This is a genomic window from Paenibacillus sp. S33 (assembly GCF_053615415.1).
In genome coordinates, this window is record NZ_JBSIEZ010000001.1 from 599,295 (window position 1) to 616,160 (window position 16,866).

The 16,866-nt window shown below is 48.0% G+C and carries 12 protein-coding genes; 9 read left to right on the forward strand and 3 right to left on the reverse strand.

The features are described 5' to 3' along the window. Positions 1-56 precede the first annotated feature (56 nt). From ACWGXJ_RS02710 to ACWGXJ_RS02730, 5 genes are all read left to right on the forward strand, one after another. Entirely contained in the window at positions 57-1,838 is a 1,782-nt protein-coding gene (locus ACWGXJ_RS02710) for a cache domain-containing sensor histidine kinase (RefSeq protein ID WP_452566109.1), read from the forward strand. Continuing rightward, entirely contained in the window at positions 1,835-3,385 is a 1,551-nt protein-coding gene (locus tag ACWGXJ_RS02715) for a response regulator transcription factor (protein WP_061829980.1), read from the forward strand. Before ACWGXJ_RS02710 ends, ACWGXJ_RS02715 begins: the two co-directional genes overlap by 4 nt. A gap of 87 nt (positions 3,386-3,472) precedes the next feature. Beyond that, positions 3,473-4,429, forward strand: a complete 957-nt coding sequence (locus ACWGXJ_RS02720) for an ABC transporter permease (RefSeq protein ID WP_061829979.1) — start codon at positions 3,473-3,475, stop codon at positions 4,427-4,429. A gap of 14 nt (positions 4,430-4,443) precedes the next feature. Beyond that, a complete protein-coding gene (locus ACWGXJ_RS02725; RefSeq protein WP_165178879.1) occupies positions 4,444-5,382 on the forward strand; it encodes a carbohydrate ABC transporter permease in 939 nt (312 codons plus the stop codon). 38 nt (positions 5,383-5,420) lie between these two features. Continuing rightward, positions 5,421-7,100, forward strand: coding sequence for an ABC transporter substrate-binding protein (locus tag ACWGXJ_RS02730; RefSeq protein WP_452566110.1), 1,680 nt, complete (start codon positions 5,421-5,423; stop codon positions 7,098-7,100). Positions 7,101-7,418: 318 nt separating this feature from the next. Here ACWGXJ_RS02730 and ACWGXJ_RS02735 read toward each other — a convergent pair whose 3' ends face one another. After that, positions 7,419-9,389, reverse strand: coding sequence for a glycosyl hydrolase (locus tag ACWGXJ_RS02735; RefSeq protein ID WP_452566111.1), 1,971 nt, complete (start codon positions 9,387-9,389; stop codon positions 7,419-7,421). A gap of 432 nt (positions 9,390-9,821) precedes the next feature. Between ACWGXJ_RS02735 and ACWGXJ_RS02740 the strand changes: the two genes are divergently transcribed. After that, on the forward strand, positions 9,822-10,616 hold the full coding sequence (locus tag ACWGXJ_RS02740) for a GNAT family N-acetyltransferase (protein ID WP_452566112.1): 795 nt from the start codon (positions 9,822-9,824) through the stop codon (positions 10,614-10,616). A gap of 681 nt (positions 10,617-11,297) precedes the next feature. Here the strand turns inward: ACWGXJ_RS02740 and ACWGXJ_RS02745 are convergent. After that, positions 11,298-13,724 carry a UvrD-helicase domain-containing protein gene (locus ACWGXJ_RS02745; protein ID WP_452566113.1) on the reverse strand — a complete coding sequence of 809 codons (2,427 nt, stop codon included), beginning with the start codon at positions 13,722-13,724 and terminating at the stop codon, positions 11,298-11,300. A 310-nt stretch (positions 13,725-14,034) separates the two neighbouring features. Between ACWGXJ_RS02745 and ACWGXJ_RS02750 the strand changes: the two genes are divergently transcribed. Together ACWGXJ_RS02750 and ACWGXJ_RS02755 are read left to right on the forward strand one after the other, a co-directional pair. Continuing rightward, positions 14,035-14,886 (forward strand): zinc ribbon domain-containing protein, encoded by an 852-nt coding sequence (locus tag ACWGXJ_RS02750; protein ID WP_069010833.1) that lies wholly within the window; start codon positions 14,035-14,037, stop codon positions 14,884-14,886. Between the two features lie 65 nt (positions 14,887-14,951). After that, positions 14,952-15,740 (forward strand): TrmB family transcriptional regulator, encoded by a 789-nt coding sequence (locus ACWGXJ_RS02755; protein WP_254326968.1) that lies wholly within the window; start codon positions 14,952-14,954, stop codon positions 15,738-15,740. A gap of 7 nt (positions 15,741-15,747) precedes the next feature. Here the strand turns inward: ACWGXJ_RS02755 and ACWGXJ_RS02760 are convergent, their stop codons facing one another. Beyond that, positions 15,748-16,380, reverse strand: a complete 633-nt coding sequence (locus tag ACWGXJ_RS02760) for an NUDIX hydrolase (RefSeq protein WP_250259522.1) — start codon at positions 16,378-16,380, stop codon at positions 15,748-15,750. 172 nt (positions 16,381-16,552) lie between these two features. On the opposite strand from ACWGXJ_RS02760, the gene ACWGXJ_RS02765 reads away from it, so the two are divergent. Next, on the forward strand, positions 16,553-16,846 hold the full coding sequence (locus tag ACWGXJ_RS02765) for a hypothetical protein (protein ID WP_069291005.1): 294 nt from the start codon (positions 16,553-16,555) through the stop codon (positions 16,844-16,846). Positions 16,847-16,866 lie beyond the last annotated feature (20 nt).

Here is a 16,866-nt window from a genome sequence, read left to right on the forward strand (position 1 = left end):
TATATGAAAAGGGGCATTTTGCGCGCATCAGCGTACTGATTGGGGAGGGGCAAACCATGTTTTTTATACGAATGATGAATGACATGAAACTGAGAAAGAAGATGACGCTTACATTCATTTCGGTAGCTGTTCTTCCCTTGCTGTTGTGTGGCCTGTTTCTGACGGGGAAGCTTCGAGAGGCCGTTATTAAAGACGCCTTTATGCAAGTGTCCAACAATGTCGAGCGGGTCCGAAATCGTACAGAAGAATTGATCAAAGTGCCGCTGGACATCTCGTACCGGCTGACCAATGACAATCGGATGAAAATGGTAGCCAGCCAGAAGTATGACAGCTATATCGAAGTCATTCAGGCATACCGGGAGTATACAGGTATTCGTGACTACCTCCAGTTGTACAAAGAGATATCCGGCATCCGTGTCTATGTCTCTAATCCTGGAGCACTTAATAATTGGGAATTTATCCAACCGGATGATAGGATCACAACCGCAGATTGGTACAAGGAGGCCATCGCGCAGAAAGGATTGGCCGGCTGGAATTTAATCAAGGATGAGAGGGACGATGCCGATTATCTCAGCCTGATTCGATCATTTTCAGTGGATTCACCAGGACGAAAAGGGGTTCTGGTCATAAATGTTAACCAGCGCCAATTAAATTCAATCCTGAATCAGGAATCGTTCCCTACCTTGATCGTGGATAACCGGAATCAGATTGTCGCGTCCAATGAAGCAGAGTTGTTCGGGAAGAATCTTTCTGAAATTCATGCCGACGAAAATATACTTTTCCATCAGGAAGGAAGTTATAACATGCTCATCGATGGAAAAGCGTCGAAGGTGGTTATCGCCAATCTAGCTCCACAGAATAGCTGGAATGGACTTCGCATTATTTCCATTTTTTCCGTTTCTGAGATTACCCGAGATGCTAATCAAGTGATATGGCTCGGCGGAATCGCGATCACAGCCAGCCTGATATTTGCAGCCTTGCTTATCTATGCTTCTGCTTCGCTATTATCCAGAAGGCTTCTTCGCTTAAGCAAGCATATGACCCAAGTAGGGGCGGGCTCATGGGAAACCTATCTCCATATTGATGGGAAAGATGAAGTGGGTCTATTATCGAGGGAATTTAACGCGCTCGTCAGCAGCGTAAACCATTTGGTCCAGGAGGTCCAAGAGACGAATCGCCAGAAAAGACTCGTGGAGCAAAGACAAAACGAGATCAAGTTCAAAATGCTGGCAAGCCAGATCAATCCGCATTTTCTCTTCAATTCTTTGGAGTCTATCAGAATGGAGGCCCACATTCGCCAACAGGACGATATCGCTAAAGCAGTCTGGCAGTTGAGCGCGTTGTTACGCAGCAGTCTGGAGGCTGGTAACGACAAGATTCCACTGCGTAAAGAGCTTGAACAAGTGTGCTGTTATCTCGATCTTCAAAAGTTTCGGTATGAAGACCGTTTGGAGTATCGCTTAACCTTTGATCCAAATTTGGAGGAAATGTTGGTTCCACCTCTGATTATCCAACCATTGGTGGAAAATTCTATTGTACACGGTCTGGATAATCAAGCAGAAGGAGCTGTCATTGAAGTGAAAGTTAAGGAAATCCCGGAGGGGGTTCGAGTTATGGTATGTGACAACGGCGCTGGTTTCACGGCCGATCGTCTCGCCCTAGTACAAGCAGAGCTTGCTGCATCCGTACATGAACAGGAGGTCCAGCGAATTGGACTACGAAACGTAAATGATCGTCTCGTCTTACTGTATGGGACCTCTAGTGCTTTACATATTGAGAGCGAGCCTGGGAAAGGCACTTGTATTCAGTTTTTTATACCTGGGGGTGAATCCAAATGATTAAGGTAGTCATCGTTGACGATGAGCCGAAGCTTCGTCAAGGGCTTCAAACGCTGATCCCATGGGAAAGCCTCGGATTTATCGTTACAGCTACGGCAGCCAATGGAAAGGAAGCACTGGGAGTCATCGAGGAAAAAGCTCCTGATGTTGTAATCGTCGATATCCGCATGCCGGTTATGGATGGTTTACAGTTGATTGAGCGCTTGACAACCGACGGTCATCATTTGCACTTTATGATCCTCAGTGGATATGCCGACTTTGAGTATGCCAAACAAGCGATCAAATACGGGGTGTTCGGCTATCTCGTTAAACCGGTCGACATTGATGAAATGTCGTCCAGTTTAAAACGGATACGCGAGCGGATCGAAGAGGAGCGTCTTCAAGGGGAGTGGCGTAAGAGAGAGGTTATAAATCGAGATTTATACCTGCATAGCTTGCTTGTCTCTCAAGAGAGAACTGAAGATCCGGCCAAGTTGAGAAGTAAGGCAAAAGAAGCAGATTTGTTGTGGAGCAACTACGAAGTCGTGGTCGTCTACCCGCGTGTTTCTGAAGTGGACCGTTCTGATGTCGCATACCAGCTTTCGAATGGATTGAAGGCAAAGATAGAGGGGCAGATGATGGGACTTGTCACAGTAATCCCCCCGTATACAGTCCTGTTGCTCAACGCGCCGCTGCGCGGAAGAGAACGGCGTGAAATTCTGCACAATGAGATTCGTAATGTTGCGGATAATGTCCGGTTCGCCGCTGCAACCGGAGGGGTAGTATCTGCTCCTGAAGATATTTGTAAATCTTTTTTAAAGGCCCAGGAAGCGGTAAAACAATCCTTTTTCAGCGAGAAGAACCGACTGCTAGGTCCGTATCCTTTCTTTTCTTCTTCGCTGGATTCTCCCCGATTGTCTGCTGATAAAGCTGAGGAAACGATGGAGGAATTCATCTTCCGCCTGTATTACAGTCTGGAGGTAGGAAACCAAACCGCAATACTGCCATTATTGAACGAGGCGGCTGCATTTTTACTCAAACAGGGGCAAGATGAGAAGTCGATCAAAGAGTCCTTCTTTTTTCTGTCCAATGCAATCATTCATAAGCTGACCGCGGGTTTCTGTATCGAGTTGAAAGAGACGGAGGAAGTTTCCCGTTTTTTAAATGGGATATACCAGCATGATCATCTATATGATCTTTTGGAAGAGACCCACCGTTTCCTGCTAACATTGGCGCAAGACTCTGAACACCGTGGAAAGGAGCTGGAATTCAAAAAAATGATCGACTTCATTCACAAGCATTATGCAGACAACCTGAGGCTGGAAGCGTTAGCCGGACTACTAAACTATAGTACCGCCTATTTGGGTCAGCTTTTCAAGAACAAGACGGGGGAGTACTTTAATACCTATCTGGACCGAGTCCGTATTCAAAAGGCCAAGGAGCTGCTGGGTCAGGGAATGAAAGTATACGAAGTCGCCGAAAGCGTCGGCTATACAAGCGTCAACTACTTTTACAGCAAATTCAAAAGATACGAAGGCCGTTCACCGTCGGAATATAGAAATCCATAATTTGTGGATGATTTTTTCCGAAATCCGTTGTATGGGTTCTGACTCTCCTCTGTTTTATGATTGGTTTTAAGAGAGGGGATGAAAAAAATGAAAGCGGTAACAGCAAATTCGGAAAACGTATACAAAAAAACGAAGCGGAATGCTTGGAAGGTATTTAAAAGCCAGAGGTATCTTTACTATATGTCCATTCCGTTTGTTATCTGGGTCTTTATCTTTCAGTATTTGCCGCTATGGGGCTGGACAATGGCATTTCAGAAATACAGACCTGGTTTGAGTTTTTTTGAACAGAAGTGGGTGGGCTTGGAGCATTTTCGTACATTGTTCCAAGATGATCATTTCTACCAAGTATTGCGGAACACGCTGGCTATGAGCCTTATGGGACTGGTCGCTGGCTTTATTGTACCCGTTGTCTTTGCTCTATTGCTCAACGAGGTCCGCATACAAGTGGTAAAACGATTTGTTCAGACCGTATCTTATCTGCCGCACTTTGTTTCATGGGTGGTTGCTGCAGGCATTGTCACCAAAATGCTTTCAGCGGATGGCGGTGTCGTAAACGATATGCTCATGGGTCTAGGCATCATCGATCAGCCAGTCCAGTTTATGGCCCAAGGTAAATTATTTTGGTGGGTTGTAACTTTCGGAGACATCTGGAAGGAAACGGGGTGGAACGCCATTATTTATCTGGCTGCCATCGCCGGTATTGGTCCTGAATTATACGAGGCTGCGCGGGTGGACGGCGCTAGCCGATTACAGCAAATGTGGCATATCACGCTGCCGGGGATCCGGCCGACTATTATCATTCTCCTGATTATGTCTATTGGTCATCTGCTCGGTACAGGATTCGAGAAACAATTTCTGCTGGGCAATCACCTGGTCATTGATTACTCTGAAGTACTTGATTTGTATGCGCTTAATTATGGTCTGGCGATGGGACGTTACTCTTTCGGAACGGCCATTAATATTTTTAATTCGGTGATAAGCCTGATCCTATTGTTTGCGGCTAATGGAATCTTTAAGCGCTATACCAACGAGAGCATTATGTAAGGAGGAGAATGGACATGGAGGCTGTCAAAAGCACTACGCCGGTCGGCGGATTAAACAACAAGCTTCAGGCGAAATCACCACAAGACCGAATCCTGGGGATAGTTGTTTATGTTTTCATGATTGTGGTCACCGTTCTGACGATCTACCCGTTCTTAAATGTGCTAGCTATCTCTTTTAACGATTCGGTAGACACCATTAGAGGTGGGATCACCATCTGGCCAAGGCAATTTACGTTGAAGAATTACGACTTGATTTTCACCTATGAGGGGTTAATCACTGGATTCAAGATCTCCTTTCTGCGAACCGTCATTGGCACCGTAGCGGGCTTGGTCAGCGGCTCGATGCTTGCCTATACGCTTGCACGAAGTGATTTTCAAGCTAGAAGGTTCATCTCCATCTTTCTGGCCGTCACCATGTATGTTTCTGGAGGGTTGATTCCAGGTTTTATCCTGATGAAGGAATTGCATTTAATTGATACATTTGCCGTCTATATTTTGCCAGGTCTTGTAAGTGCGTTTAATGTCTTCATTATTCGTTCCTTCATTGATGGTCTGCCTTATGCGTTACAGGAATCAGCCAAGCTGGATGGTGCCAACGATTTCACGATCTACTGGCGCGTTATTCTTCCTCTTTGCAAACCGGCATTAGCGACCGTAGCGCTCTTCTTGGCAGTTGGGCAATGGAACTCTTGGTTCGATACTTACCTGTTTAATGGGTCCAACGAATCGTTGACGACCCTGCAATATGAATTGATGAAAATTCTGCAAAGTACGACAACAAGCGCAACCAATTCCCAGGACGCTGCCAATATGGCCGAGCGTATGGCACAGGTTTCACCGGAATCCGTCAAAATGGCAATCACCATCATTGTTACAGTGCCGATTCTTATCGTCTATCCTTTTTTACAAAAATATTTTGTTAAGGGTATGACGCTCGGAGCGGTAAAGAGCTAAACGAAGCAAACATTCATTATAATGGGAGGTTTCGCTCCATGAAGCCAAGAAAAAATAGAGTGGTCGTATCTTTCGTAATGTCACTGACTTTAGTCGCGACCCTTGCAGGGTGCAGCGGTAATAATCCTTCTGAGGCTACCAAGGCCGTAACAACAGGAGACATCACACTTACTTATTTTTCGGAAGACTCCAGCACAAATTGGAATAGCATGAAGGATGAAGTCGGTAAGGTCATCGCTGAAAAAACCGGAGTAACTCTAGATGCTGAATTCGCTGTCGGAGACCCGGTCCAAAAGATTTCGTTGATTGCAGCCACAGGAAACTATCCTGATTTGATCGCTGCTAAGGCGGATGTCGGCAAACTTGTCGATGCTGGTGCAATCATTGATCTGACGGATTTGATCGACAAGCACGCACCGAACATCAAAAAAATGCTGGGAGACAAGCTTGTTCGGACAAAGTACAGTTTGGACGACCCATCGATCTATGTGATTCCGACCTGGTCCGCTGTCGAGGAGAAAAAAATTAAACCCGACGTAGGGTTTAAACTCCAGCATCGTGTCGTCAAGGAAGCGGGATACCCGGACATTCGTACGGTACAGGATTTTGAAAAAGTCATTAAGGGCTATATCACCAAGCATCCGACGGACGAAAATGGCAATAAAAATATCGGATTGTCCCTTAATGCCGACGATTGGCATATGTACCAGGTAACAAACTCAGGATTTCAAACGACCGGGGGACCAGACGACGGCGAATACTACATTGATCAAAAAACACACCAAGCCACTTATCATTTCCGCCGACCGGAAGAAAAGGAATATTTCCGCTGGTTGAATCACATGAACGCCACTGGATTGCTTGATCCGGAAAGCTTCGTGCAGAAGACCGATCAGTTTAAGGCGAAGGTGGCTTCAGGCCGCGTATTGGGTCTGGCCGATCCGGAGTGGGACTATGGCGACGGACAAAATGCGCTGAAGGCGGAGGGCAAATTCGATCAGACTTACGGTCATTATCCAGTTACCATGAGCAAGGAGTACAAGGATACCAATTTCTGGCTTCCCGGCTTTGATGGAGGGTACGGAATTTCGATCTCTAGCAAGTGCAAGGACCCGGTACGTGCTATCCAGTTTCTCGATTTTCTAGCATCGGAAGAGGGGCAAGTCCTGAATAACTGGGGAATTGAAGGAAAGCATTACACGATTAAAGACGGCAAACGGACGATTACTCCGGCTATACTTGAACGGATGAACAATGACAATGCAGCTTTCCAAAAAGAGTCTGGAATCGGTCTATATTGGAACTTGTCGGTCCATTATGGTGATGGCATCAAGGATTCAACAGGCAACTATTTTACTCGTAGTTATCCGGAACTACTGACAGCGACTTACAACAAGTCGGAGAAGGAAGTCCTAAAGGCCTATAAGATTGATCATTGGAAAGATCTATTCCCAAAAGAAGAAGAATTCCAACCGAGAGCATACGGAGCAGCCTACACGATGTCTCTCCCCAATGACGATCCGGCTGTTATTCTCGGAGCCAAGATGAAGGATATTACATGGAAACGAATTCCGGAAGCTGTCATGACCAAGCCGGAAAACTTCGATAAGGTTTGGGATGCCTATATGGCAGAGCTGGAGAAAGCCGGAGTACAAGAAATGGAACAATCCTTTACCAAACATATTCAAAACCGGATTAAGCTATGGTCCACCAATTAATTCGTTTTGCATAAAGAACGGGTCCGTTTCCACTTTCCAATTGGAGAGGAGACGGTCCTTTTTCATTAAGGTTTGCTATAGACTGCATTCGTTCAAGTTACAAACCAACAGCGGCCGCCTCGGTTATTTTCTGAGGTGGCCGCTGTTCGTTAGGGGCAGGCTTATGCGTTACTTCATGGTGCTGGGTGGGACGGTAAAATTACAGGTACGTTCAAAGTAATTACCAATTTGTCGACGTTGTTATCAGAATCCAGCCACATACCCATCGTCCGAAGTATCTGCTACCTTCCGTGGTACGGTAAGCCCCGTAAGAGAGCCTTACTCCGCTTCATTCTTGGAGGAAGTAAATAGGTCTTGAGGAAGCTCATCCCTCGTGATCACGTAATCGCTGTTGAACACTTTTATGAGATGATCCAGGGAGTTATATTGTCCGTTGCGGACGAAATCGCCCGTCCATGTGGTGAAAAAGAGCCAATGCGCTGAATATGCTTGAAGCAATTCGGGATCGCCAATCGGGCCGTTTTCGGACAGACCAACCAGTTTCTTGCCTTGCACGAGATTTACCAAGCTGTCGTACTTGCCGATACTTGGGTTATAATTAGCCGCCGGGTTGTAGATATCCACACTTACAATATCGACGACATCGTCCCCCGGATACCATTCGGGGCTCTCGGAGTTCCATACCCAGATCAGGTTGTTCAGGTGATGGTAGTGTGTTAGACGGTCGTACATGATACGGTACAGCTGCTTGGCGGAGTCTGGCCCTTGGGCGCCCCACCAAAACCATTTGCCTTCCGCCTCGTGCAGTGGTCTCCACAGCACCGGAACGTGAGCGTCTTGGAAGCGTTTCAACTGAGCGGCAATGGCATCAATGTCCCGCAGGATTAGCTGATATTCTTCCGACTTGGGATGATTAAGCGCATATTGAACGTCGAATGTAGTCGCCTCGGTGTAAAATCCGCGATACCATTCTTTGCCTGGAATGTCATGCAGTCCCTTAGGGGCATTCCAGTGCCATACAAACGTGACAATTCCACCTTCTTTGGCCCATTGGATCGCCTTGTCCACCTCAGTTGAGGTGGCACCATGCTCGACGCGAGAGGGGGAGTAATCCATCATGTCCGTTGACAACATCGCAGGATACTTTCCAGTCTGGTCTTTAATCCACTGGGCATCCTCAAGAGTGTGCTGACCGGAAAGAATATTGTCCCCGTAAACATCCACGAGATAACCCATGAGTGCCTTGGTTTCCACAGTCGCATTCGGGTTTACCGGCTTTTTCCCAATCTGATGCAGTTTCGGGGGGAGCACTGCTGCCAGCTTGATGTAGTCGATATGATACTGGCCCAAGTCGACATTGAACTGTATTGTGTTGTTTCCCGAATTCAGCATGATTTTACCGCCGGATACCTCGGAATAGCTTGCTGTTGTCGGAAGGGATATTTCGCTTGTCTGACCGTTGACCACCATATGGGTCTTTTTGTCACTATTTGGATTACTGTAACCGATTGCAATATTGTAAAAGCCACTTGAAGCTGCGTTATAGGCAAGGGTTAACGACCCTGTGCCTTTAAAGGCTGCGTAACCGGTACCAGAATAGCCCGTGCTGGCGGTTTCGGTGCTGACCTCACCAGTAATGACTCCGTCTTCGGCTTCAATTTTGCTGTTTGTAGCAGGCAAACTGGCGAATTCAACCTTCACGTATTCGATCCCGTAATATCCCCAGCCTCTTGAAAAAGTAACCTCGTTTGTACCGGCATTCAACATGATCTTGCTTACCAACTTCTCGTTTACAACCGCACCTCCCGGAGGGGGAACCAGCGTTATGCTTTCAGCCATTGTACCATTGACCTCGAAGCTGGTATCCTTGGAGCCGGTGTCCGCCGGAATATAGTAACCGAGGCTCAGCTTATATAGACCTGCTGTCGGCACATTCACTTTAAACGTAGCCGTCCCGTCAGACTTGCCCGAATTTGGGTCATAATCATAAAAGAAGGATACATAACCGTCGCCTTTATAAAGTGTATCGCCGGTATAGGGAGTATCCCGTTTTTCTACACCGTAACCTTGAATAATTGCATCCTTGGAACTGACGACTGTAGAAGGAGATTTGCCATTAGTGGATAAATCTTCACTTGCACCCATCGTCGTTTCGTCTTCAACATGGGTGACCAAGTTAGTTGATTCTGCTTTTGCTAAGCTTGGAATTAAATCGAGAGATACCAACAAAAAACATAAGAAAACAAAACTAAGAATACCGAAAAACCTTCTTTTCCACGGATCTGGCATATGACTCACTCCTTGAATTAGATGTTACCACCCTAATTGTCCTGCGGCGCGGATTGAAGAAACCGTTTTCATAAGTACAGACTAAGTACTTTGAAGTAATTGATGACAGGTGGTTACGGATCATCTTGCAATTCTAAACATTCCTTCTTCAGTTGTATGCGTTTTCAATTTTTGTTATTAATTTTTTAGCACCTCACCTCTCTTTAATTTCATCATAAGTTAGAGGCGAGGCAGGAACCATACAATGAATTTCGGGAAAAATCATCCTTAAATTATGGATTTTTATACTCCGGTGGCAAACAATCTTCATTTCTTTTGAAAGGTATAACCCAAGATTTTAAGGCTATATGGGATAAGCGGGAAGGATAGTTTCAATTTGTGGTATCATGCCAATAGGAATACTACCCACATGGGAATGAAAGGGACTAATACATGATTTCTCATCGATTGCTTACCTACGAAACAATTATTCAATTAACGGACCAGATTAATAGGGACCAACACTTGTTATTCTATAGCTATTTAACTCAACGTAAGGAGCAGGCTAGATTTGTCGGTCAATATGTAGACGACAAGCTGACGGCGGTCTTGGCATACTTTTGGGGGCTTCCCTTCCCTGCATTTTCTTTCTACTGCATCAATCGAGAGAAACTTAACTTTCCGGCTCTTATTGCTTTTACTAAGGAAACCATTCAACTTAACAGAAATACCGTTTGTGGTACAATCCTCTGTAATCGTGACATACAACTTTTTCAGTCTCATGGTCTCATAACGGGTAATCCACAACGTTTCTTAACAATGAAGCATATGGATCAATCGAAATTGCTCAATTCAAACCTGGCTGAGTTAGTTAAGGAAAATGATTTTTCAGATATAGTGGATTTATTACAAAATGGGGGCATGAAATTTTTTACGAGGAGCGAACTCGAACAATATCCTTTCCTTGGGATAAAGGAATGTGGTCATTTTATTGCCGTAGGCGGCTTCCACTTTTATGATCCTAAGCTCGTTGAGCTCGGAAACATATATACAAGCCCTGCTCACAGAGGGAAAGGGCTAGCAAAGCACCTGACGAGCCAACTTACAAAACTGGGCAGATCGCTTTCATTAGATGTCTACCTGGGAGTATTGGCGGAGAACCAGGCTGCTGTACATGTTTACAAAGGACTAGGCTATGAGGTTACGGCTGAGCAATCTATTGTTGATTTTAAACTATCTATTGGTTGACGAACTAGACCGGATTTTGCGCGTTGATTGTGAAGTATAACAGAATATGGGTGCTTGTTGGCATTAGAGAGGTATCACGCAACTGCCAGACAGGAGATCACCTGTTATTTCGTAGAACGGGATTATCAGGGAAAAGATATCGCTTCTGAAGGCGCCTCGAATGAAATCACTCGACTTGGAGGAGGAGAAAGGCTCTGGAACAGAATGATATTAATATTCATCAACTGACTGACGCGATCTATCAAATTTTACACAAGAGAATGGATAAGCTAGGTGTAGCATACGGTATCGTTAGCGAATTTAGTTACAATCCTGAGGAGCCACTGTCATGGATTATTAGTATTGAGGACTCTGAAATCGTGCTCACCTCGGCCATCTTGTTCCAATATATGAAACAGCATAGAAATTTGGAGGATACGTTAACTCATTTTATGCGCGATCACTTTCCATACTTCAATTAAACAGTAAAGATTATATAGAAAGCGGCAGACTAGGGCTTTGTTTTCACATCCTCGTCTGCCGCTTTTTCTTTTATTAGATCTGTCCAAAACCTATTTTCGCAGGGTGCCGTGAAAATGAACGACAGTGCCTTTTTCGATTCATTACAGGTCTGCGTCTGCACAAGTCAGACCGGAAATAACGAGTGCAGTCGAAGTACAGCTCCGTATGCGCGCCTCGCACTTATCTGGCTGGGATGCTGCGTGTCCCCTCTGTCATCGGGGAGGCGCAGAGCGGGCACACCGGCGGCGTGCCTGTGCTAGCTGCGCTTGTACGGCGTCCGCTTGTTGTGTCGCGACGCATCCACGCTTTGCAGGCACCGTCGGTGCATTTCCACACGGGCACGTTGATGCGTGGTTCCGCCGGAGACCCTGCCACCGACGAGGTCGTCCGTACCGTAGCGCTGCCTGGTCCCGGCCTGCTGCTCACGCGGGTCGCTGTGCCAGACGCTGGCGATCCAGCACCAGCACGGTTGCTATACCCGGAAGCACCCTTCGGTTGGCCGAAGCTGCTGCGGCGTGCTTCCGGCTTGGAAGCCTCAGGGGTGACCCCATAGGCTTCCAGCAGGAAGCGTGACACGGCGGCAGGCTTGCCATGATTAGAGGCGGGAGAGGTGATGTACAGTAACTCCTTCGCCCGGGTGACGGCCACGTAAGCGAGGCGGCGCTCTTCTTCAAGCGCTGCATCGTTATCCACAGCTGTAGTCGGGGCGGCGCCTGCCCGCCGATCCTCCGGAAGCTCGCTGTGCAGCGCCGAGCTGTGCGGCAGAATGCCCTCGCTGGCTCCGATCCAATATACGCAAGGGAATTCCAGTCCCTTGGCGCGGTGGATCGTCATGAGCCGAACAGCATCGCTGTCTTCTTCTCTGCGCAGCGATTCCATTTGGCGGTGACGCTCGGAAAGCTCGTCCGCAAAGCTGACGAACGCCTCCACGGTGTCAAACCGCTTGGCTGCCGTTTCGAGCTCCTCCAGACTTTCTTGCATCGTTTCCTTATAATGAGTCCACGCGCCCGTATCTCCGCTTTCCAAATATTTGTCATAAAAGACGCGCCGCATTTCTTGAATGGCATAGGCAGGTTTCATTGTAGTGAGACTGCGAATCAGACGAATACGCTCTTTCACCTGCTCACGCTGAAAATCACGTAGTCGATCCCAGCGGCTGAGATGAATCAGCGGGTATTTTTTAGCCTGCTGTTTCTCCTCGCGCATAATCCATTCCATCCCCGCCTCACGGGATACGTACAGCGGCCCGAGGGTGCTCGGAATGGATTCCATACGCCGGGGATTTAGCGACAAGCGCAGGTGATCCATTAAGGGACGAATCAGGGACTGATCATAAAATACAGCCCCTGCTCCGTACTGAATAAATGGGACATCCCGCATAATTAATTGCTCAAAAATAGAGCGGCTTCCGCTGGCTGTCCGGTGCAAAATAGCGATATCCCGGTAGCGCAGCCGACCTTCCTCTACCTGTCCGAGTAGATGGGTAACAATATGCCCCGCCTCCTCCTCGGGTCCGGATGGGGTGGCAAACTGCGGCGGCAAGCCTTCACGCCCGGCAGCCGAAAGACGTTTGGAGCGTCGATGAACATTTTTGGCGACAATGTTAGAGCCCAGCCCCAAAATCCGCGCATCGCTGCGATAATTAATATCCAGGGTAATGACCTTTGCATCCTTATAGACTTTGTCAAACTCCAGAATGGATTCCTGGCGTGCCCCATTAAAGGTATAGATCGTCTGATCATCATCTCCGACGACCATCAGATTGCGATGTCGGGCAGCCAATCGCTGCACCATCTCATATTGCAGGGCATTCGTATCCTGAAATTCATCGACCATGATATGTGAAAAACGTCGCTGAAGCGGCTGAAGCACATCCGGGTCACGCAGCAGTGCGGAGGCACGCAGCAGAATATCGTCAAAATCCATTTTATTGCGCTCCTGTTTCCACACTTCATAAGCGAGCATGGCACGTTTGGCATCCGATTCCTCGCGTACGGTTTCCGGCAGCTCGTCCGCGCTGCGGCCTTCCGCTTTCCAGGCGGAGAGGGCAGACAGCAGGCTTTCCGGTTGGAAAGCCTCGCTAAGCCCAAGCTGACGCAGCATCATTTTCATGACGGTATGCTGGGCCTGCGTTTCACCGAACACTTCATCTTGCACGCCGCGATGACGCAGCATCGCCAAAGCGAATGAGTGAAACGTGCGAGCCTGAACTGCACGTGCAGCAGCAGGGCGCACACCGGGTAATCCCGCGATGCGCAATTTCATTTCGGCAGCTGCCTTGCTGGTGAAGGTCACCAGCAGAATGGACGATGCAGGGACATCCCGCATCGCCATGAGGTAGCCTGCGCGGGCAGCCAGCACTGTGGTTTTGCCGCAGCCCGCCCCTGCAAGGGTCAGAAGGGGGCCTTTGCCGTGTCGGACGGCCTGGATCTGCGGGCGGTTCAGGTGAATGCCGGCGTTCTCTAAAGCACGAAAATAGGCCGAATCTTGGTCGGTGTCAGGCACCAGCGTCATACTGGTATCCATGGAAGCACGACGTGCCTGAGGGCTCGACGTTGAGTAAGGAACCCCGATGGGTCGGGGGTAAAAAGAAGGATTTGGGTCCATAATCCTGAAACCCCTTTCGTTCTTAAAATCTTCCATTTTCACAAATGGGGGTAGTTTTTGGTATGATAGAGTTCTAGTCAGCTTTAGCTGACGAAAAGAACAAGGCGATGGACTAAAATAATGCTGAAATTCATGCGGATCATGCCGGAGTGACAGAACGTTAATACGTTGACGCTAATGCCTATAGCCTTTAAACAGGCGATATGACCGCATTCCATTATACAGGAGTTCGAGGTTTGCCAACAGAAAAAAACTTTGGGATATACGGACGGTACAGTGAAATCCGGCTGGATATGGGGAGGAAATAACGATGAAGCTGATTCAACGTATAAAGGAAGGCGCTAATCGCGCAACAGAAAAGGCGCAGCATGCTGTCGAGATTAGTAAGATCAATTCACAAATTACAACGATTCAGCAGGAAATGGATGTTCATTTCTTGCGAATGGGTCAGATCTTTTACGAAGGTTACCGCGCATCCGACATGTCGGTGGCAGAAACCGAGATGACACAGCTATCCACCGCATGTGATGAGCTTCAGGATGAAATTGACGAGCTGCGCAGTAGAATTGCAGAATTAAAAAACGCCCATTTATGCACCTGTGGAGCAGTTGTGCCACTGGATGCCAACTTTTGCCCCAAATGCGGACGCAAGCTGAATGAAGGGCAGGCTGCCTCCAAGCAGGTGGCTGCTGTGCGTGAAGAGGTGCCAACGGACGTCTATTCTTTTGATCTGCGCAAGCCAGAGGTAGTGAAGGATGCTGCGCCTGCTTACACGGAGTATGCAGAACATGAAGTAGTCGATCGGCATGAACAGGAACAGGATGAGCGGTATGAAACACACGAACCAGCGGGACTAGACCGCGATTACACAGTATCTGATTTTACACCGGAAGAAAAAGCGGCATTTGACGCTGAGTGGGAGCGCCGTCGTCAGGAAGAGCTGGAAAAAGAACACCGTCGTCTTGAAGAACTGGCACGTGAGCGTGAGCGTCAGGAAGAGCTGGACGAGCGGATTCGATATTGGAAGGCCAACAACTCCGGGGCTGATAAGCCGGCAACGCCGTCTGCACAAGTACGTGAAAATGTAAAATGCCAAATCTGTACTGCAGAACTACCCAAAGGGTCCAAATGGTGCCCGCGTTGCGGAGCTGAACAGATTTGACGCAGCCGAACAGGCTGCTGCAGGACACAGACATAACGCCGGGCAGCATAGGGGGAACAGAATATATGGAGCGTTTGCTGCATCATCTGCGGAATCTGGGTTTTACGGAAATGGAAGCCAAGGTTATGGTCGAGCTTTCGAGGCAAAATGCGGCTTCCGGCTATGAAGTGGCTAAACGTCTGGGCGCATCGCGCTCCAACGTGTACGCGGCTTTACAGCGTTTGGCCGGGCAGGGATACCTCAGAACCAGTGCTGGAGAGCCTGTTCGTTACAGCATGCTGCCACCGGGTGAATTGACCCGGATGATCGAAGGACAAATGCAAGAGTCCCTGCGTGCGGTGGAGAAGGAAATGCCACGAACAGAACCAACCAAGCCGACCTTTTATAACGCGGAAGGTGACCGGAAGGTACTGGAAAGTCTGACACGTGAGTTGGAACGGGCAGAGCATGAGATTGTGTTGGATTTGTGGCGTGAGGAAGCCGAACTGCTGCGGACAGAGTTGGAGAAAGCCGAGAGTCGAGGTGTGCGTCTGCTCTGGTCCTGCGATAACGGAGAAAGCATGATGGGACCGTGGTTACCGCTTAGGTCTGGTACAGAAGGACAGGAACCAGCAGGGCGCAAGTTTTCTTTTGTTATTGATCGGCGTTGGTGCATGCTGGGTATGCGGGGAGAGAATTGCCCGACACAGGCGCTTATTACCGAGCATCCGGTAATGACAGGCCTGCTGCTTAATCATTTTGCCCAGGATCTTATTCTGTATGAGCTGGAGCATGATATGGGCAGAGAGCTGTCGACCCGGTATGGCTGGCGGTATGAAGGCATTATCGGCAAATATATGTCAGCTGGAGAATAGCTAAAGATTACCGGCTAGGAAGTTCCATCAGTGCCCGGCATATAGATGTAATATAGCCCGCCTTATGAGGCACGAATTGATCCGATGTAATCAGGCGGCGAGTTTTTTCTGGGTTCGGCCCTGACGTAATGCCTTGGGCTTCGATAAAGGGAATATGGCCTTCAAAAAGGGCCAGTGCTTGGTTAAGATCTGCTTCGTACAGTCCGGCTACTTCTTCTTGCTGGAGGTGATAAGCTTCCAATGGCTGGTTCGATAGCAGTCCAAACACCGAGCTAACCTCCCGGTCCCAAAAAGAGGTACCCTGTGCGGTACCTTTGCTTTCATACCGAACGGTCATCAGCGGTGTTAATGAGGCAAAGGGCACATGAATACCCAGTTCTTCCTCCAGCTCACGAGCCGCCTGAGACATATCTTCGCCTGCCGTCAAGTGACCGGCTGCTGTAATATCGTAGCATCCAGGGAAGGTGTCCTTCGTATCCTGACGCTGTTGGAATAGTAAGCGACGGCCTATCGAAGTGTCTCGTGCTAGCCAGCAGTGAAAGGTATGGTGCCAGTATCCCTTGGCATGTGCGTCTTGTCGGGAAGCTGTGCCAAGGGGGTTGTCTTCATCATCGTAGATATCCAGAAGCTCGCTAGTCATCGTGGTTCCTCCTATAGTAAGCAGAAATCAAAGGTCTACTTTACAGTATAACGTGTTTTCCTTCCTGACGATATGAAGGCGGGTGTGGAATGTGGAGTGGCATTTGGGGTATGCTGGGAACATGAGGATTTGCAACATCACACAGGTTTACGATTGAAAGGAGCGATTTTACATGGAATGTATAGTACATTTTCGAGTCATGCATCCGGAGGAACCCAAGGAACTTCGCGGGTTAATTATGCTGGAAAGTGGGGGCAAGCCGGGGATTGATCAAATCACGGATATGTTCAAAAATATGGGCTATGATGTCCGTCCAGACAATCCGGAGGAATTGATTTTTAAACCAGTCGATGTCAGAGCCAATTATACATATATCCGGGTTATTGAGCTGGATACGGGTGAGGAAGTCTACCAGGAAGACAGGGATTTGCGCGCGATTTTGGAAAATTTGCTGAATAAACATTAAACGTTAAAGATCAGGAGAAC